The following is a 21,727-nucleotide window of genomic DNA, read 5'->3' as shown; positions in this document are numbered from 1 at the left end:
AAGATGAATTAGTTTTTAATTGCAAAGGAGACATTGTCAAAAAATACTATTCCCTCACAGGTCACTGCACCTCCACATACTACCTCTATTAAAAGAGATACTCCGCCACTAACATCAGCCGCAGTAGTGAATGTAAACGTATTCATGTTCCAGCTGCCAGCTGCCACATTTACTGATCCAAGATTATGTAATACAGCACCCGCACCTATGGTAGAACTTTCAGAGAATGCAAGAACATTAACTATGGCTCCATCTAAAAGTGACTCTACTTTTGAATCTAATTTAACTTCATACTCTTGGTTTGGTAAAATTATTCCTACACCAAATCTTTCCTGCTTAATACCAGGGTTGTTACTAGGACCACTTGTTATTTTAGCAGAGTAAGTGCCTCCGTTGTTGTCTGTATCTGTAATTGCAGTCGCACCGCCATTGTCAAAAAACAACCAGCCTGTAGTATCACCTGTTTCAAAATCACCATTAACGATAGATTCAGGGTTGGTACCTCCTCCAGCGAATAAAGCAAAGTCATCAATATAATAAGTCTCTGTGGTATTCGTATTCAACTCAAAGAATAATATTATCTTATCATATTTTCCACTTTCACCGCTTGCGAAGTTAAACGTCAATTCTTCCCAACCACTTGCTACACTAGTAACAGCACCAACTTCTGTACTAATCGCATTGTCCGTCTTATCTTCAAGTTTTACTAAAACATTTGTACCTGCATTAGGAGACCACACCTTTAGTTTAAACCCGGCATTAGCATTGAAATCAAATTTTGTAGTGAAATCGATTTGATTATTAGCAAATAGTGCGGCTCCAGATCTATCAATTTGACCGACTTTACAAGATTTGTTCACGTTGTTATCAAAATCCGGATTATCCACCCAAGATAAGCCAGCATCAAACGAACTTATACTCGCCGTTGGATCGGTTTGGAATGTTAAATCAAAATCTGTTGCATCTAGTGATTGACTGCTTTCTGGGGTACATGGATCTACCACCATTCCTGAAACCTGCTCGATATCATCTATATAAAAAGTACCTGCGGTTGTACCCGGACCGTCAACAAACAATACCAAAGTATTAAATTGATCTGATGATGTAAATGTAAAGTTTAGCTCTTCCCATCCAGTACCATCATGATTAGCGGTAGTTTCTATTGGTGCGACTGTTCCTTCAAACTTCAATAAGACAGGAACTGCCACTGTTGAATAAACCTTCATAGTAATGCCTTTGTCCATGGCAAAATCTACCGGAGTATCTAAGGTAAAAGCACCACCTTCAAAAGCACCACCTGCATTAACAATTTCTCCAACTTTGGAGGCTACAGAATTCACTCCTGATAGTTGTGGATTATCCACTATACTATATGATGCGCCATTAAAAGTGGCAAAATCATAGGTTATACTTGAGCAATCAAAGTCTATAGGTAATTCTAACGCGGTATCCGTACAAGGGATATCAGCTGTATTAATTTGTGAAATATCATCTATATAAAATGTCCCCGCGGTCATACCAGGTCCATCAACAAACAATGTGAATCTTGAAAATGCATCTGAAGAATTAAATGTAAAGAAAATTTCTTCCCAACCTGTTCCACCATGGTTTGCAGTAGTTTCAGCATCTGCACCTGTTCCTTCCTCTAGTTTAAGTAAAATATCTATTGGAGTATCAGACCAGAAAAGAGCTTTTACAGATTTTTGTTCTGTTACATCTATTGGATCCCCTAAATCAAAGAAGAAACCTTCAAATTCTGCTCCACTATTGGTAATTTGACCTACATTAGATGTGTTCGGATTTGCCCCCGTTGGATCTGGATTCTCTACAATTTCAAATGCTGCGCCATTAAATGTGCTCACCTCATAATTCACATTGTCATCGTCGAAACTAACCGGGAATGTAATAGGAAGAGGGATGTTTATAAAAATCTCATCTTCAAAAGTATTTTCGGCTCCTGCTGTATTTTTTGCAGTAAGCACAACTGTATAGATCCCTGTTGGAAAAGTCTTGATTGGATTAATTTCGGTAGACGTGGTACCGTCACCGAAATCCCATGTATAACTATCTGCATTTTCAGAAAGGTTTAAAAATACTACCCTCCCAGTATCTTCACTTATAGTTTGTGCAAAACTTGCAACCACCTGCGGTAAGTTAGCGTCATCATCATCTTCACAACCCAAAAAGACTACAGCCATTACTAAAAGCCAAATTGCCTTACTTTTTTTGATAAATCGTCCCATGATTTTTTATTAATTAATTTGATTTGTTTTCGTTATTTATATACACGCACATAGTCTACGACCATGGTTTGTGGAAAAACTGTTTCTTCGTTAGGCGATCCCGGAAAACTACCTCCAACGGCAACGTTCATAATGATATAGAATGGATGATCAAAAACCCATTCACCCGGAACGTCTTCTGGCGTAATTTGGTTATATAACTTATCATCTACATAATAGTTAATATAATTTGGCCCCCATTCTATACCAAAAATGTGAAAACCGGTATCAAATCGATCACTATCTAAAGTAAACTCTTTAGTTTCTGCTTCTCCTGCAGAGTACCCCGGGCCATGAGCACTACCAAAGACTACATTAGGCGAATCACCCAGGTATTCCATAATATCTATTTCCCCACATTGCGGCCATATATTCTCATCGCAATCGTTCCCCAGAAGCCAAAATGCCGGCCATAAACCTTTACCATAGGGCAGTCGTATACGTGCTTCAAAGCGACCGTATTGCTGCTCGAACAGCCCTTCTGTTATAAGTCTTGCAGAAGTATATTGAGCGCCTTCAAAAGCTTCTTCTTTAGCGGTGATCAACAGAAAACCATTCTCTACTTTTACGTTTTCAGTACGGTCTGTATAGTACTGTAATTCTTGATTCCCCCAACCGTCACCGTTTGGTCCTCTACCAATATCGTACGTCCAAATAGCAGAATTTGGTGCTCCTTCAGTATCGAACTCATCAGACATCACAAGATTTGTTATAGTAGTGACATCCTGAGTTTCGTCGGTGTTACAACCTACTATTACCAGTACTACCAACAGAAAGGCAGGAAATAGCAGGGTTTTAATTCTTGTGTTTTTATTATCGCTTTTCATCGTGCTATTATTTTCGCTCATTATTTATAGAAATAGATATTGTCTACTAAAATGTTAGATACGGTAGAATCTGAGATAAAGAAGAAAAGTGATAAACTAGAGAGGTTTACCCCTGCAAAATCTGAAAGCGGACGATCAAAGCTTATCCAATCACCTACTACTAAATCTGCGCTAGGAATTTCAACAAAAGCTTCATTTTCTGAACCATCAGGGTTTTGCGCCAATAATAAAACTCTAATAAAATCTCCAGTATCTATTTGTGCGTCTTCTACCTTTATATCGATATGAATATTTGTCATTGCAGATGCATCCACTCGATTTGCTGTCTTTAATGCCACAAAATTTAATTCTGAATAACGAATTACCTCATCTTGATTAACATCAACAACACCTCCTAATGTTGTTTGCCCGTCTGGAATAAAGAAACCATTATAAAATTCTATCGCTGCACTAGTATACGTATCACTAAATACCGATACGACATCTGCAGGATCCCGATTCGGAGGAATCGGAGCAAAATCAAAAGGTCCTATAACATTAAGCTCTAATGACCCTGATGCTGCCACATTTCCTAAACTTGCTGTTATCGTTGCTGTACCCGTATCTACTATAGAAACTACTCCTAATTCGTTAACATTAGCCACATCAATATCTGTAGAACTGAAGGTGAAATAAGACGGTGCTGCAGCAACTGTAAGGTTACTGCCCGATGCCAAATTAAAGGTTTGTGTAAGCCCTGTTAATTGGATAGGAACATCTATAAAAGCATCCTGATTTACGGTAGCACCACTAAGAATTGCAGGTTGCGGTTGAGCAACGGTACCTAGTCTTTCAAACTGTACATCATCCAGCCAGAATGTATATCCAAAACCACCTGTACTCTGTGTTCCGGTAGAATACCAAAGCATTCCTCTTTCTTCTGTAAGTTTTGAAGGGTCTGGTATTGGAATAACATACTTAGCCCAATTCGTCCCTAAACTTATATTTGCTTTGGTTACTTGAAATTTGTTCTCACCAAAGTCTTGACCAAAACCCATTTCGCCTATAGAAACTCCTTGTGAAGCTTTAGCCCAAAAAGTAAGTGCATCGTATCTGGTTAAGTTACGCCCCTCTCCATCTACTCTAAAAATTGCCCCCGCAAAATTACCTTCAGGATCATCTGCATTGGGTACATCTATACGCATTGAAGCCTCACTTTCGTATCCTTCTTGATCATCTACCGAAAAAGCTGTTGGTTTTGAGCCTAAGAAAGGAAAATAAAAATCGCTTCCAAGCCCAACAGGAGTATCTGTAAATATTTCACCCACAGTAGAAAAAGTAGCAAATTCAGCATCGTTAGAGAGGTCTCTCTCACAGCTATATAGCAATACCAAAACCAATGTTAAAGAGCATATGGTTTTTAAGTTAATATGTTTTCTATTCTTGATTTTCATCTGTTCTTTTTTATTGTTTTTTAGTTGTCAGATGGAATTCGCCATTGAACATTTTGGTTGGTATCAACGAATTGTTCTGGCTCATTTCATTGTATTATTTTCCTATGTTAATGTGTATATATGTTCTTATCTCCCATTCGTTACCGTCGTCAAATCCAACAGTACTTAATATAGGTTCTGGCGGAAATGTGTTTGGTGGTACCGCAGCTGGCGTATATCGGGGAGAAAACTCATTTAATGAACGCCAAGTCCCACGAACCCCGATTCTGGTGCTTGGTAGAATAAACCAATCGGGTTTACCAATAGATGTTGATACATCTAACATTAACTGCACAGGAAACGTTAGGTTAAAATCTCGATGATAATCATAAGGCCCCCAATCGTCTATTTTAAAAGCATGTTGAAACTTCCATTTTTTATAGATCACACGAATATCTCCTCCCATTCTATCGATTACTCGGGGGTCGCTACCATTTGCCTGACCATTACCCGCATATAGGTTTGCTACCAAGGCTAAATCTGGACTTATTTTGGACACAACACGTGAACTTGCTTCCCATAAATCCTCAGCAGGAACTGAATTTGAAAATGGCGCTCCTACACGAGAATTTTCAAAAAATCCAATGCCAGCATCCTTCGTTGTGGGTAGGTGACGATATACAAAACCAAAATTAAAGGCTAGTTTTGCATCCTCATTGCGATCATTATCCCAGGTATAGAACCAGGATCCGGGTGTAGGATCGTAAGTGATTAATATTTCACCCGCAGTCGTTTTTCTATTTACTATTACTGCAAAAGGATCGTCCTGAATATTTCTTAATCTGGCCGCACCTCCTGCATCATTTGGTATAGCATCTACCAAAGGTTCTTGCCATAAAAAATTTGGTGCTATTTGAAAATCTCCCAATGTATAGGAAAAACCAGTTAAAAAACTATTCTGATTACCGCTACCATTATCTCTTAACTTCCAACCCGTAAAGGTTTGTGTTTGGTCAGCACCTCCATTGGCTACCAAGCCCATGGTAGCACCCAATGCATACCAATTAAATTTACCTTTTGAATAGGTGATTTTTGCTTTGGCGCCCCAATTGTCATCTGAGTTGATCTCATCATTATACACCACATAATTTCCTGGGGTTCCTTCAACAATTTGGAACTTTCTACCATTGAGTGGTTCTCCTCCCCAGATACCACCGACTTGTACACCAAAGCTTCCCATTTTCTTTTCAGCTTGAAGCGTTACTCTCCTGGTTTTAGGTACTGGAATGGCAATGGATGTTACCACATCGTTAGCATTATCGATATCCTCGTGCCAAATTCCGGTTATATCGACTCCTTTTATCTTTTTTCTATATTTTACCAAAAATGCCGGGTTAGCACCCCACCATAACTGAGGACCATATACTGCCTTAACGCCATTTAACTTTGCTTTACCACTAAACTCAATACCAGAAAACTCTCCATTATATATATCTAAGTTTGGCCCATAATTCGCTTCAGGATACAATCCAAAAAAGTCACCTTCGTACCCCCAATGATAGTGTCCTGTTCTATAAAATCCTTTTATATCGGCTATTTTAGTATTCCATTCAAACTCTGCATTATATACTTGCACTGTATTTAAATTGGTAAGGTCTAAATTTCCTTCGTCTGTATTTACAGATACGGTACGACCTCTGGTTTCATAAAATAGTTGGTCTATTGGATTATCAGCCACATTACCAAGGATATTGAAGTTAACATTAGCACGCATATTTGCCGATGGTTTCCCTTCGATACCTACGTAGTATGACTCCATATTATCAAAGCCAGTATCATTTGGAAAAACCGTACTATTTGGATCTAAATCTTCTGTAGTAAGTAAACTCCCTCCAGTATTGAATGTAGTGAACTCTGCTCTTAACTGGCTAATTCGTATTTTACCACCACTTTTAGCTTCTAATGCAGCTTTATCTCCTCTCGCTCTTAACATAGCATCCATGATTTGAATGTTGTCAAAATAATTATCCATAAAATCAAGGGTCATTCCACTTTCATAGGGATTAAGCCGATGCGCATCTTTTAAAGCGTAGTAAGCAGCACGTGGATATAATTCGTAAAGTCCTCTTTCGTTGGTTGGTCCTTTGGCACAAATACCAAACCACTCTTCATTCATATTATTATCGTCTTTTTTTGCTTGATCTCTGTTATACCCTCCATTAGACCATGAAGCCGCATTATCATGAACATCTAAGTTTTCGGTTTGTTTATATTTCCACCAACCATCGCTAAATTGAAAAGTAAAACCACCTATAGAATTATTTGCTTTTCCAAGTCCTGCAGCATTTTCATAAATTTCTTTCCAATTTCCTAAGTTATAGTACGCCTGAGAGTATTGATCTTCCTGATTATCTCTTGCATTGAATGCATCCCCACCAAACTCTGCAAAAAGAATGGGCATACCTAGTTCGTCTCTAACTCTTTCAAAAGCGTCTCCAAAGGAAATACCACGATACATGTTAGTACCATAAATATCAATATCGGTACATTCTTCTTTTACTATATCTGCATATAACAGATCTCCATTACATATTGCTATTGGATGCGATTGATCAATTGCTTTTACTTCTTTTGCGGCATCATTAAATGCTTTATACAGTGCATGAGCTGCAAGCCTAATTCCTGAGCTAGTATCATTAATTGGAATATCTTCGGTTTCTGCTCCTGTCCATGATAAATGGTAATTATTTTCGTTACCAATCATGTATAACAACAGACCTGGTGTATTTTTATATGTAGAAGCCATATTTCTGGCTTCCTCCATTAAAACTTGTCTTGTATCTGGATCTGCATAATCGGTTTGTGGCACCCAAGCTCCGTTTATGGTGAGTCCGTAGGCTCCAAAAGTAATGTTGAGCATGGTGTAAATACCATAATTTTCGTAGATGTATTGAATCCACTTGGGTTTAAGGCCGTAAGTACGAATGGCATTAACGCCCATATTCTTTAATAAGGACATTTCGCCATCTATGGCTGCTTTGATTATATCATCAGACTTTGCCCATATTCCGGGATCGGTTATTGTAGAGCCAATTGGGACATAATCCCAATTCACTCCGTTGACCATGAAATCTTTTCCGTTAACTACTAATTTAACTCCCTCATCATTATTTACAATTGATACCTGATCAGTTTGTGCGACCCCTCCTATTGTAAATAAGAAAAGTATTAATCTTAGAAAATTGCTTTTCATCATATAATTATTATTGAGTTGATCTTTTTTTTGTAACGCCAAATACCATTAGTTATATTTTTCATTACAAATTATTTATCAAGGAAAAGTTCATTGAGCATATAGTTTTATCATTGAATAATTGGATAAAACGACATCAGCATGTTTCTAGGATTTCTGCTTTTCGTACTGCAATTTGGAGTGCTTAAATGTATTATGAAAAATTATGATATCGGTAAAAAAAAACTCAACGAAAAATATACATTGTAAGAATTTGAGTGTTTTTTTAACAATATAATAATTGTACAACCCTTTTGTTTAAAGGGGATTACGATCTATGAAGTCTTTTTATAAAATTTACCTAAAAATATAACCATGTATAGGTAATGTAGAGTTATGTTTAACTAATGTATAGGTATTTTAGATCTCCAGAATATAACTCACCAGGTTATCTTCATGTGATAGATTCATTTTTTTGCGAAGTCTATAGCGCTTAATCTCGACACTTCTCGTTGATATATTGAATAGTGGTGCTATTTCTTTTGAAGATAAATTTAAGCGTAAGTATGCACATAGTTTTAGGTCATTTGTAGATAGACCTGGATGCATTTTTTTTAGTTTCTTTAAAAACTTTTTATCTACGGTATTAAACGCTTCTTTAAAAGACTCCCAATTATCATTATCGCTTAAGTTTTTATCGATTATATGTATTACCGGCTCAATAATGCTTTTGTCTTGAATCTTAATAAGCCGATTTTTTATTTGTGTTAAGAGCTCATTTTTTTTTGCAACTTCTACGGTATAGGCTGCCAATTCTTTGCTCTTATTCCTAAAATCTTGTTTTAGCTGTTCGTTTTTAATATGGATAATTTCCTTTTCATTTTGGACCTTGTTAAACTCTAATTCACGCTTATTTTTTTCAATCAATTTTTGTTGTTCTTTATTATAGTACCGTTTATACATATGATGCATAAAAACTGAAAACAAAATAATAGCTAAAGCATAAACCGATAACAATACATTTGAAATGTACCACGGCTTTGCAATATTAAAAGAATACGAAGCTATATTACTAGAAATAGTATTACCAACCTTTGCCCTTACATTAAATGTGTAATCCCCAAAAGGAAGGTTTTCAAATAAAGTATGAAAATTTTCTGACCAATCGCTCCAATTATTATAAATTCCTTTGAGTTGATATTGATATTGAGTACCAATATATTTATTGTATTCTGGAACATAGAAGAAAAATTCGAGGTTATTTTGATTAGCTTTAAAATTGCCTTTCATTCTTTTATCTAATAAACTCTCCATTTTTTCATTTCTCCCCTTCTTAATACTGCCGATACGAACTTCAAAATCTTTGATTTTTAGTTCGTTTATATCGACTGTTATGTACCCTGATGTTGTCCCTATTAAATATATACTCTTATCATTATTGAGCCTTGTAATGTTTTCGTAACCAAGAATACCGTTTCTCATTTCTTTTGTTAATGGTATCCTCTTTATTTTCGGAGTATTTGTTAGCTCTCCCGGAGAGATGTAATTTATGTTAGCATCTGTAAAAACCCATAGATTATTACTCTTTTTATCTAATATTAGTTTTCCAGAAATGTATTCATCTTCGGTATATACATGACTTAAAACACTGTCCTTAACAAATTTTTTATTTATGTTATCATATTTAAAAAACCCTTTTTTATAGGCATACAACAAATCTCCATTATACTTTATAATTCCGGAATTTGCACCTTTAATTAATGAGTCAATAAAAACACTTTCTACTTCAGAAAAAGTACTGTCTACCTTTACTTTGTATACGCCATTGTATTCATGATTTACAAAAAATTCATTTCCTAGGGTTTCAAAATACCTGGATGAATTATTAAATCCTCTAATCTTATTTTTCAACCGCCAGGTATTATTTGTTTTTTCCAAAACATATATACCATCATAATTTGCCTGAAGAAGAAAATTAGGTTTATCATCAAATTTATTGATATCCCAAGTTCCTTGAATATCTGATATTTTTTTTCCTTGATTGCCCTCAATTATGAATGTTCCTGAGTTATGTCCACAAAATATTGTTTGGTCAATCTCCTTTAAACACCACACCTGTCCTTGTGTACCTCCAATAAAACTAAAATCACCATTACTTTCAAGGGGCTTATAAAAAAGCCCTTGATTTGTTCCCAAATACAGATTCCCATTACTTATCACCGAAGCATATACGCTGCCCAAAATTCCTTTATTATCATTGTATATCTTAAGTGGTGAGTTTATATTAATGTAATTGATTCCATTATCAAGACCCAACCAAATATTATTATCTATATCTTCAAAAAGAGATAAAACAGTATTATTTGATAATCCCTTGTTTTGATCAATATTAGAAATCAATTCTCCTTTTTCATTAAGATGAATTAAACCATTGGATATTGTTCCTAAAGCAAAGCTTTTATCTTTCAATCGAATCCCATCGTAAATACTCACTCTGGTTAATAATTTATTTGAAATTTGATCAGATTTTACCAGTGTATTATTTTTCGAAATATAAAATCCATTGTTCCGAGTCAGTATTAGTAACTCATTCCCGTTTTTAAAAATATTAATTACTTCATTATTCTTAACTACATCATCATCAAAAATCAAAAATTCCTCTCCAGACTCAATTTTAAATATACCCTGGTTCGTTCTTTGGAAATAAATACTCTGATCAACCTTAAACATTTTGGTTATAGTCGCGGTTGATTCTATGGTACGTATAGATTGGTCATTAGCATTGTAAATGTAGATTCGTTTTAAGGATTGAAAAACTACCCAGTCATCTATATGAATAATATTCCAGAACTCTTCATCTTCTAATAATTTAATATCCATCTTTTTGGATACAGAGGTATAATTTAAGATTTCTAAATCATTTTTCTGCCAATAACCAAACTCCATGAAACAACCTGTATAAATACGGTCATTAGCAACATGAACCGATCTCATAATAGTCTCATTTGGAGAAGAATAAAGTTTCCAACTAGCGCCATTATATTCTAATAATCCTTTATTATTAGCAACATAGATTAATTTACTTGAAGATTGAGAAATTGACCAATTTTGATTTTCGGCATCATAATCTTTAGGAGAAAAATTTTGAATAGGCGGTAATTCCTGGGATACTAACCCAAAAGAAATTATGAAGAAAAAATAAAAAATGTATTTCAAATCACTGTCTGTTCAAGACATTAATATAAAGTATTTTTCTATAGAAAACCTTAAACACAAGGGAGATTTACCCCGTAACCAAAAACAAACCATTGATTTTCAATACGTTAATTACATCAATAGGAGTGAGATGAATTCCTTCACTACGTTTCGCCCTTAAAGCTTAAAAAGGAAGCATATACGAAGATGATATTTCAATCATTTTTTATACGAGTTTTACTAAAATTCATGCTTGCAAATCGTTACCAATAGATACGTATTTTCGGTATGTAAAACTTATACACTTTAAACCCTTCTTCAAATTAGGTTTTTACTTATCTCCTGACTTCTATTTTTATTATTTAATTTTATATTTTCTTTCTTTTTATACTTCCTTCCATACCAAAGTAAAACCCCACTCATTGGTAATGAAGCACAAATTAGACTAACTAAAAAAGTAATAATTTTTCCGGCAATACCGCCTATAGCTCCAATATGAATATCATAATTCATTCGGATCACTTTATCGGCAAATTTCGCATCCTTATATTTTCCATAAATGCTGGTGGTTTCTATTTCTTGTAGTGTATTTTGATCAAAAAAGAGATAATCCATGTTATAATACAAACCTTCAGAATTACTTACCTCAACCAATACAGAAGTCGAATCATTTTCTGGATAATGTAATTCGAAAGTTTTGGCATCTTTATACGTTTTATAAAGCATTGGGACGATTTGATCATAAGGTCGATTTTGGCCCTTTTCTACCACTGCGGTACGCCTGCTTTCTGGAATGATAAATTGGGGCGCTTTATCGCCACCGGTAGCTTTATAAGCAATAAAATAAAACCAATTAAATGCCATCACACATCCAGTAAAGGCTAATATCAATCCAAAAGAAGATATATAAAATCCGATTACGGTATGCAGATCAAAGTTTTTACGTTTCCATCTGGTTTTAGAGTTCCAGTCAAACTTAAATCGTTGCTTCCAGTTTTTATTATTTCTGGGCCACCATAAGAATAATCCACTCATTAGGATGATCAAAAAAAGTAGTACAGAATATGATACAATTCTTGACCCTATAGCATCAGGTAACCACAAGCGTAAATGTCCTTTTAGCACAAAACCAAAGAACCCTGCATCATTATTGATACGAGTAATAAAATCTCCAGTATAAGGGTTTAAGAAAACACTATGATAAAATATTTCTGGTTCTGCTTCATAAAAAACAACTTCTATTGCTTCATGGGGTTTTCCATAGATAACTCCGTGAATTGTTCTACCGGGAATAGCCCCCTCAGCCAGTTTTTTTATTTTGGATGCAGGTAAGACTTCCTGATTCTGGGGAGTTACATATTTATGGTCATTATAGAAGCTTTCTATTTCTTCTTTAAATACCCAAAGACAACCCGTAATAGACACTATAAAAACTACTAAACCAGTTGTTAACCCCAATATTTTGTGGATTTTCAAGATGGTTTTACGAGTATTTTTATTCTTCCCCATAGCTATTTTGATCATTTATAAAAAAAATGACACTCTCAGAAGCAATTGGCATCCGAGAGTGTTCTTTCTCAAGTAAAATGGTTAGTTAGTTACTTTAAAAATTCCTTTTAGCCCTAAACCAAGAACTTTAGCTCCTTTAGTAGCCGTAGCCGTTTCAGGATCTACTATATAAATATGTGTTTCTGTAGTAGTGGAACTGCTAATATATGCTTTACCATCTTCTATAAACATTGGTGAAGTATAGCGATGACCGTGCGTTGGGACTCCAATAACATCGGTAACCGTTTTGTTTACAAGATCAATCACTACCATTTTAAATACATCTTTCTTGAAAAAAGCTCCCCACTCACCTGCTCCATTGGTATCGTCAATAATTATTCTGGCAATCGCTTTTCCATTACCTACATAGTCCATCCAGAATAATTTACCTCCATTGGTGGCTTCTTCTATATTGAAGAAATAATCAGTGTCAAACTCTGTTGTTCCATTATTAATTCTCAAAATTCCAGAAGGTTTAGTTGCAGCAGTGAACCCTGCACTTAATGCAGAGGTAGAAAATGAATAGATATCTCCAGTTTCTGTAACTTCTATTCCTGTACTATGACCATTAACTCCAATGGGACTCGTTCTGGAATCCTCGATAATTTTTTCTAATTCGAATTCTGGATATTTGAATACTGCTACATAAGCACGATCTACATCTGGTGTGATAAATGATCCATCTGCTAACCATTTGTGGTACGACACAAATAATTTACCATCTCTTAGTACCATTCCTGTAACCCAAGGAATTGATCCGGGATCTTCGGCAGTACCACTACCCATATCAATATCAATAGGATGTTCTACAATCTTTTCTAGTTTACCAGTATCAGCATTAACGATATGAAATCGCTTATCAGAAAGGCCACCATAGGTTAATTCTACAGCAAGTAAGGTCTTATCATCAATGGCTGCATAATTATCTAATGTAGATTGAAATGCGAAATTTGCTTTCTCTACTAATTTACCATCTTCATCCAACTCGTATGCTATACATGTATCATCATCAGAATATCCTGCAGTAAATACGGTGTTGGCTACACTATGAAAAAACCTCCATCCTTTTAGAGGTGTTCCTTGTCCTTCTACCGAGATTTCTCCTGTAGTTAATGATGCTAACGATGGTAATTCTAAAATATAATCTACAGGAGCGGCATTCCCAACCGGAAATGCTTCAAAACCGACTACATATTTAGATACCGATGTTTGACCAGGAACAACTACCCCATCATCATCACTACTGCACGAAATGGAAAATCCTGCTAAAGCAACGAGAACCATTATATTTTTAATCGATTGTATTGTTTTCATTTTTATTATGATTTTTAAAATTATTAGTATTTAGTTTGATATATAGTATCGTAGTTTGACATAAAAAGCTCTGCCCGGTTGTTGAATCTCGAAATTGTCATAGATTTTTGCATCCATTATATTTCTTGCCAATACAGATATATTATATCGCCCCTTATTAAAAGAGTAACCAAGCTGTAGGTTGTGTGAAATTTGTTCTGGTATAATATCTCTGTCTTCGGGATTTCCTTCTATAAAAGAGGTAAGCGGATAATCATGTACATAATAAGAACTCCAGGAAATATTGAATTGATCCTCTTTAGCTATTACATTTTTAAATCTCCCACCTATTCTAGCATTTCCGAACAAATAAGGAATATTGGCAATGCGCTGGTTTTTTAGAAAATCTACTCCGGCATTTTCTCCAGCATTGCGATCTATAATATTTTGATACGTGACATTTGCATCTACAAAGAATTTATCATTAAATAGTGTTCTAATCTCACCTTCAATTCCAGCACTCCTTGCATCAGCAGTATTGTAATATCTCGAGAAGATTCCTTCAGACCGAATGGCAATAAAGTTCTCTGATTCTCTCAAAAACATATTCGTATCAAGTTGAAGTTTGAAGTTATCAACCTCGGTATTGAAGAGCACTCCTAAATTGGCATTATAACTTTCTTCGGGTAACAACTCGGGATTTGACTTTAATAGGAAACCATCTCCAAATACTTCATAACCTTCGGGTATTCTAAAAGTTTTTTCAAAAGATCCCTTTGCTTGAAGGTTTTCTAAAATTTTATAGGTCGAAGCAAAACCATACCCCAATTCTTCAAAAGTATTTTCGAATTGAGTAAACCGATCTTCTTCTACATTGGTAAAAAGGTCTTCTATAATCCCTTCAGAATTGAGTACATACCCTTTAGTAAACAATGAAGTATTCCATTTAGAATCTAGTAGCTTAAGGTCATAAGAAATACCAAATATATTTTTGTTTACAATATGTGGATCCTGAAAAGCAATTCTTCCTGATCTGGCTGGATCTTCTCCTTTTCTTCGGATGTAATTTTTGGTATAACTAAGATGTACTGAATGAGATTCATTAAAAGAATATGTGACCAAAGCATTGATTAGATGTAAATTATCTTTAAACTCAAATAGTGTTTTGCTTGCTTCAAACTCGCCTAATGTCTGATCTCCTCTTTCTATAAAATTCCCAAACCAATCATATTTACGAGAAGAAGTATCTACAACTTTCTCATTATTTTGAGCAACGGATCCATAAATTTTTAATTTGAGTTTTTCTTTTAGCAGATCATTCTTTTCAAATTCGATAGCACCCGAAATGATATCATTTTCAGTAAAAACTTCACCAAATGGGTTTTGCGGATCAATAGGGTGCTGAATTTCATTCTCGTTGGCAGAAAGAGTAAATCCAATCAGTAATCGATCTGCAAACGTTTGATCGACAAGTCCGGTTTTTACATGTATCATTTGAGAATTATAAGCATCGTGAAATCGCTCTACATCTTTTCTTCGGATTCCGGTATCATTTCCTAATTCATCTCTAACTTCGATATCATCGATGGTATAGTTATTATCAGAGTAGTTATAAAAAGAGGATAATTGCAGGACAAATCCTTTCTTACCCGAGTACCGACCATTTAATGTAGCTCTATGAGTAGTAAAAGATCCTAAATCATAGGACACATCCAGAAAATTATTCTTCCGCTGATTAGTAATAATATTTACAGCTCCTCCTAAAGCATCTGCCCCAAGATAAATGGGAACAACGCCTTTGTATACTTCGGCTCTTTCGATTAGAGTTGCAGGGAAATTATTAAGAGTGAGAGAACTCCCTAAGTTTTCTAATGGAACTCCATCTATAAAAAACTTTACCTGTTTACCCGATAATCCATTAAGTGAAAAATCAAAAGCAGATCCTAAACCTCCTCTTTGGCGTACATTAACTCCGGGGATAGTTGTTAGCACCGAATTAATATCTACACTTATGTTTTTTAATTCTTTGGTTTGAATAACTTCGACTTCAAAGGCTTTTTCTCTGGTTTTCTGAGCTTTTGTTTTTCCTTTAATTAGTATATCGCTTAATTCATTAATCTCTTCTCTTAATATGATCGTAAGAGATTTGTTGCTAACACCATCCATTTTTACAATTTCTGAATGCTTTTTAAAACCGACATAACTAACCTCAAGAGTATATGTTCCTGAGGGAACTTTGATTGTAAATTTTCCATCTAAATCACTTAGTGTTCCTATAGTTTTATATTCTAATATTCTTACAGATGCATTTGATATAGGATTTGCATTTTTATCTAAAACCAAACCTGTTATTTTACCCTGAGCACTACACAATATTGTATATAAAAGCATTAAAAAAAGACAGGCTTTTTTTTCAAAATTTTCCACTGACAATTACAATTTTTTTAAAACAATTTAGTTAGATTTACAACTTTATTTATATTTAATCTAAATAAACTTAGTTACAAAATTAAGGTCTATAGAAATAGAAAAATGACGTATTATGGATAAAAAAAGACGTGATTATGTAGCATCAAAAAAGTTAACTTCTAAACAGGATTGTAAGCACTTTTGGTCCTCTATTATGACACCCATTAAGACTCATGAAGTCTGCGGTATACTTCATAAAAAATTTCAATTTCTGAACACATACGGAAACGGTAATTTTGAATTTTACTCTTTTGATGGTTTGTATATTGGAATTACTGATGTTAGCTTAAAAAGCGATCTTAACCTCTCTGGAATACGTGCTTATGAAACCTTAGAACTTTCATTTTTGATAGAAGGAGAACAGATCATTTCATTAAAAGAACAAAATGAAGAGTTTATCTACGAAAGTCAGGAATGTTATCTTTTATATCTATCAAATAATTCGGGAAACATCCGGTTTCATAAGAATAAACCTTTCAAAGAAGTTAAAATACGTATGAATCAAGATTTTATTAAAAGACATAAACTCCAGGAAGCCTATAAATTTCATGAAAATTATACGTTACAGCAGGGTAAAAAAATTTCTAAACCCATCTGTGTGAAAACTCAAGAGATTTTAACCGAATTACTATCAGATCAAAGACAAGGGTTGTTAAAACGATTATTTCTAGAATCAAAAGTATTAGAATTACTTTCTTTACAATTAGATACCAATCAAAAACCGGAGCTTGATTTTTCAAACAAAGACCCTAAGTCAATAAAAAAAATATATCAAATACAAACCATCATTAATTCTGATCTAACAGAACAATTCTCTATACAACAATTAGCACGAAAAGTAGGGCTCAATGATTTTATAGTAAAAAAAGAATTTAAAAGAATTTTTGGAGAGACTATTTTTGAATATGCACTAAATCAACGAATGTCTAAAGCTAGAAAACTTCTTAAGCATAGTAGAAAACCGATATACGAAATTTCAGAATTAGTGGGGTATAAAAATGCCACACATTTTACAGCGGCTTTTAAAAAAACAGCAGGCATCACTCCAAAAAAGTATAGGAATGCTTCTACTATTGACAAAAAATAGTTTATAGCGAAACTTTAACTTTTCTAGATTGTGCTTTTGCTAAGATTTCCATTTTTCGAAGATCAAATTGGCCAATTTTCATACATGCTTCTACCCAAACATTGGTAATTTCTAATAGCTCTTTTTTTGATACTCTATTGACCATTTTTTTACAACATACATGATGATATTCAAAATTAAATTGCTCATTTATCTTTTTTACAAATTTATGTAATCCAAGAACGGTATTATCCTTCGAAACAACATGTTCAACAAGACCCAAAGACTCTAAGTACCGGGATTTATATACTTTACCACTTCTTATGATGGTATCGGCATCTATTGTATTTAGCTTAGGATATAATAAACTATACCCCCCCATACCCGGAAATAGATTGAATTTATTTTCTGGCAATCCAAAGTGCACTTCTTCATTAGCAATAATAAAATCATGAGCCAAAGAACATTCAAAACCACCTCCATAAGCATTACCTTCAACCAATGCAATCGTAACCACAGGTAAATCAAAAGAGGTGTAGATGCTGTAAATGGCATCAATACATAAATGAGCATAACGCTGCAATTTGTCAATATCATTAGTCTTAATACTATTCAAAAAAAATGGTAAATCGCCTCCCATATTATAAATACCCTCATGTTCTGATCCCGAAACAATAAATTTTAGGGGTCTATCGGGGTGCGAGAAATATTCTTTTATCCAATTACAAAATTCTTGAAATTCCTGAAGTCCTCGTAAGCAAAAATTAGGCATCCCGGTATCTTTTATTTTCCAAAATAAGAGTTCTTCCTTCTTAAAATATTCTACAGAAACGCAATCAAACTGTCTCATACCATCATTTTTTTTGAATAGCTACTTTCTTTGTAGCCACACCTGCTTGTTTTTTATATTTTTTTGTGAACGATACTCTATCCAACACAAACTTTTGAACTGCAAGTGTTAGTACCATATAAAAAAGAATTAGCAAGAGTACACCAGTCATACCAAATTGTTGATATCCCAGAGCTCCCATACCCCAACAAATAAGTACCCATTGGATCACATAGATTGTGGTCACACGTGTACTACAATAATAAAAGAATCTAAAGATGCTATTTTCATTTATTCGAGTCACCAAAAGGTTTGCCAACCACATTAATACGAGATTAAACCCTGCTAAATACAATGTTCCTCCTGGTCCCAAGTGAAAGTAATCTCCAAAATGGTATTTAAAATCATAGTAACATAACCCCCCGCCAATCAGCATTAAAATAATTCCTGCAACACCCATTTTGCTAAAAAGATAGGTAGTACTATTTCTTTTCTCTTTATACCACATCCCAAAGAACATTCCGATAAGAATAAATGAGAACCAAGGGAATACCGCGAAATATACATTCCACTTGGCTCCCCATAAAAGATCTAATACATAGTCTACACCTGTAATCCCAAGTCGAAAACCATGCACCTCTTTGGTCACTAAAGCTATGAGTAATGCTATTAATAAAGGCACATATTTGTTTTTCGAAAACTTATTGATTATCCCCATAAATAATAAAGCAACTCCTGCCAACTGTAAGATATCGCCAGTTCCTAGCATGTAAATCATATTATCCAGAGTAGCGGGAGTACTCCATCCATAAGCCTCAATAAAATTATCGGGTACGGTCCCTACCAAAACCGGAAGCACAAACTTTAAAAAATTCATAAGATATCCTACTCCTAAAATGTAAAAAGCTCTTTTGATAGAAAGTACAATACTCTGATTACGGGATAATGTGAATGACACACCCATTGCAATTAAAAACATTGGAGTTCCTTTACCAATAAAATGAATTATTGACCCTAACCAGGTTTCAGATTGAGTGTGGACATTGCCATAAATCCAAAGTGTATGGACTATAATGACCAGCAGTACACTTATTCCTCTTGCTAGATCTATAGCTAATATTCTATTTTGCAGTTGCATGTGATGTGTTGGTTTTTGCGTTTTTTGTATCAGTTTTATAGGTAGCAATAGGATTTTTTAGAGTTCCTTTAAATTGTAAGCTGTCTACCGGGTCTGCCAGGTTGAGCATATGTTTTGTATTCAATAATTGTAACCGATTAAGGCAACATCTCTTAAATTCTGGTGCAAAAAGATCAATTCGTTGAAATTTATCTGAAAGTTCTGGATGTGCTTCTTGGTAGTTTGTAACACATTGTGCTACTTGTTTCCAAAATATGGTTTCAGAATAACTACCTTGTGTTACCAAAATATCAGAAAGGAATCTAAAAAAGCAATCAAAAACATCTGTAAAAATGGCCAATGCTTTAATATCATCATCTGCTTTAACATATAATCGTTTTGCTTTTTCAGGTAATGTTATCGTTTCATCAAAAATGGCAATCTCTTCGGTGATATCTTTCATGATCACTTTTACCGGAATATTATTTTCAATAACCATGATCAAATTTTCGCCATGAGGCATAAACACCAATCCGTATTGAAATAAACAATGTAAAAGTGGTGTTAGATATGCACGCAGATAGTTTTCTAACCAAACCTCAACAGATACTGCAGATGCTTTTATTAATTCGACCACCAATGAATTTCCTTGATTATCTAAATGTAAAAACGCTGCCATCGTCATTAACTTTTGGTCTTTGTTAATCTTAGAATATGGACTTTCTCTCCATAAGGCAGATAGCAATTTGTTATGGGCTTTGGTTTTACCTAAGGTCTCATAATATCGATTTCTATACCCCACGGCAGCAATTTCTCCCAACATGGTAAATCCTGTCTGTTGTATGAGGGTATCATGTTCTAATAGTTGAGATATCCATTCTGTGATCACAGGAGTACTTCCCATATAATAGGGGGATAACCCTCTCATAAAACCCATATTAAGTATCGAGAGGGCCGTTTTAGTATACAATTTCTCTGGATGGGTGGTATTAAATAGTGTACGAATAGATTGTTGCGCAGCATATTGATCATTTCCTTTTCCTAACAAAACGATATATTGTTGTGCAATATCCTGAGCAAAAATAGTACTGATTTTTGTATCCCATTGCCATGGGTGAACAGGTATAAAAATATAGTCTTCTGGATTAAGACCACGATCCATCAATATTTGGTTAAAAAGCTGTACCGCTTCTTTTCCCAGTTCGTTTTCTATTAAAACATTATAGGCATGCACCGATACACTATGATAATCGGCTTTAGTTTTGTGTCCTGCTATCCAAACTAAAGAAAAGGAGGTTTTTGTTTCTGGGGCGAAATGATGATACTGAGATGTATTAAATCCAATCCTACCATTATTAGCAACAAAGCAAGGATGTCCCTCGATCATTGCTTTTTCTATATCTTGAAAATCGGCTGATACTAACTCGCTGGCATTATATTTTTGATGCGCATATTTATAAGCTGCACCATGTAAGGTGCTGGTAATTTCTTCCATGTAGGTAGGCAACATATCATCAGGAATCCCAAGTGTATTTTTTAATTCTAAGATAAAATCAAGAGCGTCTAACTCTACTTCTTTATCCCTCCTCATTTTTATAATTGAAGAATGATCCACATGCTTATGATCCAGTGCTCGTTTTTTTGCATTGAAGTAATAAACAACATCGGGAGTATCTGTATACATCTTATAAATTTCCCAACCTTCTTTTTGCCCTATTAATTCAAGTTTTAAAAGTTGCTCATGGGTAAATTCGCTAATTGCTTTTCTAATTAAGTTTCTATTTACTATCTCCCAAATTTTTGGAGTTAAATGTGAGATTTGAGTTGATAGTATCAAAGTATCTGAGGTGTTCATTGGTTATATTGTTTTACATGTGATTTCTGAATTGCACTTTTATAATCTTTACGCGTGCATATTGCTAAATGTGCTCTTTTATGAGGTAATTGAACTTCTTTGAAGTACCGAAAACCGGCTTTAGCATTGAGAATATGAATCTTTTGATTCGTAACATCAGGTTCTACAACTATCCTTTTTATTTCTTGATCAGCAAACAGAAAATCCATGATTGCGGTAAATACAATCCAGGTAAATTTTGGAATCTTTTTTTCTACCGGAGCCACTAAAATATGCATACCTACATCCCCCGAAAGAACATCATAATGATCAGCAATAGTATCTTTATGCGGATCATAATATTCCATTAAAAAAATAGGTTTGCCATCTAACATCCCAATACATACATGATGATGTTTACTGTCCGTAATTTTTCGATATTCCTCTTCGAACTCTGTAATCGTAGACTCTTGCATCCCCCAATATTTTGCATAAGGCTTGGTCACCCAATGATGTATTTTCTCTGAATCTTCCTTAAAATTAAAATCGCGTACTTGTATCTCTCCAAGGCCTTCACAATACTTAGAAAATAGTATGTCTATTTTGGTTATTGTATCCATAAT

13 protein-coding genes are annotated in these 21,727 nt (G+C 34.5%); 1 reads left to right on the top strand and 12 read right to left on the bottom strand.

Going from position 1 to position 21,727, the window contains the following annotated elements; translation table 11 throughout:
- Positions 1–8: 8 nt before the first annotated feature.
- The 8 genes from ABW637_RS06895 to ABW637_RS06860 all read right to left on the bottom strand — a co-directional run bounded on the left by ABW637_RS06895 (position 9) and on the right by ABW637_RS06860 (position 16,180).
- A complete protein-coding gene (locus tag ABW637_RS06895) occupies positions 9–2,243 on the bottom strand; it encodes a carbohydrate binding domain-containing protein (protein ID WP_367583911.1) in 2,235 nt (744 codons plus the stop codon).
- A gap of 32 nt (positions 2,244–2,275) precedes the next feature.
- Positions 2,276–3,109, bottom strand: a complete 834-nt coding sequence (locus ABW637_RS06890; RefSeq protein ID WP_367583910.1) for a glycoside hydrolase family 16 protein — start codon at positions 3,107–3,109, stop codon at positions 2,276–2,278.
- Positions 3,110–3,129: 20 nt separating this feature from the next.
- Positions 3,130–4,542, bottom strand: a complete 1,413-nt coding sequence (locus tag ABW637_RS06885) for an Ig-like domain-containing protein (RefSeq protein WP_367583909.1) — start codon at positions 4,540–4,542, stop codon at positions 3,130–3,132.
- A gap of 94 nt (positions 4,543–4,636) precedes the next feature.
- On the bottom strand, positions 4,637–7,777 hold the full coding sequence (locus ABW637_RS06880) for a glycoside hydrolase family 2 TIM barrel-domain containing protein (RefSeq protein ID WP_367583908.1): 3,141 nt from the start codon (positions 7,775–7,777) through the stop codon (positions 4,637–4,639).
- 396 nt (positions 7,778–8,173) lie between these two features.
- Positions 8,174–10,969, bottom strand: a complete 2,796-nt coding sequence (locus ABW637_RS06875; protein WP_367583906.1) for a triple tyrosine motif-containing protein — start codon at positions 10,967–10,969, stop codon at positions 8,174–8,176.
- Positions 10,970–11,266: 297 nt separating this feature from the next.
- On the bottom strand, positions 11,267–12,457 hold the full coding sequence (locus ABW637_RS06870; RefSeq protein ID WP_367583905.1) for a PepSY-associated TM helix domain-containing protein: 1,191 nt from the start codon (positions 12,455–12,457) through the stop codon (positions 11,267–11,269).
- 81 nt (positions 12,458–12,538) lie between these two features.
- Positions 12,539–13,810, bottom strand: coding sequence for a DUF4374 domain-containing protein (locus ABW637_RS06865; protein WP_367583904.1), 1,272 nt, complete (start codon positions 13,808–13,810; stop codon positions 12,539–12,541).
- A gap of 30 nt (positions 13,811–13,840) precedes the next feature.
- Positions 13,841–16,180, bottom strand: a complete 2,340-nt coding sequence (locus ABW637_RS06860; protein ID WP_367583903.1) for a TonB-dependent receptor — start codon at positions 16,178–16,180, stop codon at positions 13,841–13,843.
- A gap of 151 nt (positions 16,181–16,331) precedes the next feature.
- Between ABW637_RS06860 and ABW637_RS06855 the strand changes: the two genes are divergently transcribed.
- A complete protein-coding gene (locus ABW637_RS06855) occupies positions 16,332–17,345 on the top strand; it encodes an AraC family transcriptional regulator (protein ID WP_367583902.1) in 1,014 nt (337 codons plus the stop codon).
- Between the two features lies 1 nt (position 17,346).
- Here the strand turns inward: ABW637_RS06855 and ABW637_RS06850 are convergent, their stop codons facing one another.
- The 4 genes from ABW637_RS06850 to ABW637_RS06835 are packed head-to-tail and all read right to left on the bottom strand — an operon-like array spanning position 17,347 to position 21,724.
- Positions 17,347–18,174, bottom strand: a complete 828-nt coding sequence (locus ABW637_RS06850; RefSeq protein ID WP_367583901.1) for a crotonase/enoyl-CoA hydratase family protein — start codon at positions 18,172–18,174, stop codon at positions 17,347–17,349.
- A gap of 4 nt (positions 18,175–18,178) precedes the next feature.
- The gene (locus tag ABW637_RS06845; protein WP_367583900.1) at positions 18,179–19,291 is read right to left on the bottom strand and encodes a heparan-alpha-glucosaminide N-acetyltransferase domain-containing protein; all 1,113 of its coding nucleotides are present in this window, start codon (positions 19,289–19,291) and stop codon (positions 18,179–18,181) included.
- Positions 19,275–21,125, bottom strand: coding sequence for an IucA/IucC family protein (locus ABW637_RS06840; RefSeq protein WP_367583899.1), 1,851 nt, complete (start codon positions 21,123–21,125; stop codon positions 19,275–19,277). The genes ABW637_RS06845 and ABW637_RS06840 overlap by 17 nt, the downstream gene beginning before the upstream one ends.
- On the bottom strand, positions 21,122–21,724 hold the full coding sequence (locus ABW637_RS06835; protein WP_367583898.1) for a GNAT family N-acetyltransferase: 603 nt from the start codon (positions 21,722–21,724) through the stop codon (positions 21,122–21,124). The genes ABW637_RS06840 and ABW637_RS06835 overlap by 4 nt, the downstream gene beginning before the upstream one ends.
- Between the last annotated feature and the right edge of the window lie 3 nt (positions 21,725–21,727).

The organism is Aquimarina penaris (genome assembly GCF_040786285.1).
Taxonomy (GTDB): Bacteria; Bacteroidota; Bacteroidia; order Flavobacteriales; family Flavobacteriaceae; genus Aquimarina.
This window is presented reverse-complemented; position numbering and strand designations above follow the sequence as displayed.

Excerpts from the sequence above, each read along its gene's own strand:
- ABW637_RS06835 (WP_367583898.1), bottom strand. The coding sequence starts at position 21,724 with ATGGATACAATAACCAAAATAGACATACTATTTTCTAAGTATTGTGAA.
- ABW637_RS06855 (WP_367583902.1), top strand. The coding sequence starts at position 16,332 with ATGGATAAAAAAAGACGTGATTATGTAGCATCAAAAAAGTTAACTTCT.
- ABW637_RS06850 (WP_367583901.1), bottom strand. The coding sequence starts at position 18,174 with ATGAGACAGTTTGATTGCGTTTCTGTAGAATATTTTAAGAAGGAAGAA.
- ABW637_RS06885 (WP_367583909.1), bottom strand. The coding sequence starts at position 4,542 with ATGAAAATCAAGAATAGAAAACATATTAACTTAAAAACCATATGCTCT.
- ABW637_RS06845 (WP_367583900.1), bottom strand. The coding sequence starts at position 19,291 with ATGCAACTGCAAAATAGAATATTAGCTATAGATCTAGCAAGAGGAATA.
- ABW637_RS06890 (WP_367583910.1), bottom strand. The coding sequence starts at position 3,109 with ATGAAAAGCGATAATAAAAACACAAGAATTAAAACCCTGCTATTTCCT.
- ABW637_RS06870 (WP_367583905.1), bottom strand. The coding sequence starts at position 12,457 with ATGGGGAAGAATAAAAATACTCGTAAAACCATCTTGAAAATCCACAAA.
- ABW637_RS06840 (WP_367583899.1), bottom strand. The coding sequence starts at position 21,125 with ATGAACACCTCAGATACTTTGATACTATCAACTCAAATCTCACATTTA.
- ABW637_RS06860 (WP_367583903.1), bottom strand. The coding sequence starts at position 16,180 with ATGCTTTTATATACAATATTGTGTAGTGCTCAGGGTAAAATAACAGGT.
- ABW637_RS06880 (WP_367583908.1), bottom strand. The coding sequence starts at position 7,777 with ATGATGAAAAGCAATTTTCTAAGATTAATACTTTTCTTATTTACAATA.
- ABW637_RS06895 (WP_367583911.1), bottom strand. The coding sequence starts at position 2,243 with ATGGGACGATTTATCAAAAAAAGTAAGGCAATTTGGCTTTTAGTAATG.
- ABW637_RS06865 (WP_367583904.1), bottom strand. The coding sequence starts at position 13,810 with ATGAAAACAATACAATCGATTAAAAATATAATGGTTCTCGTTGCTTTA.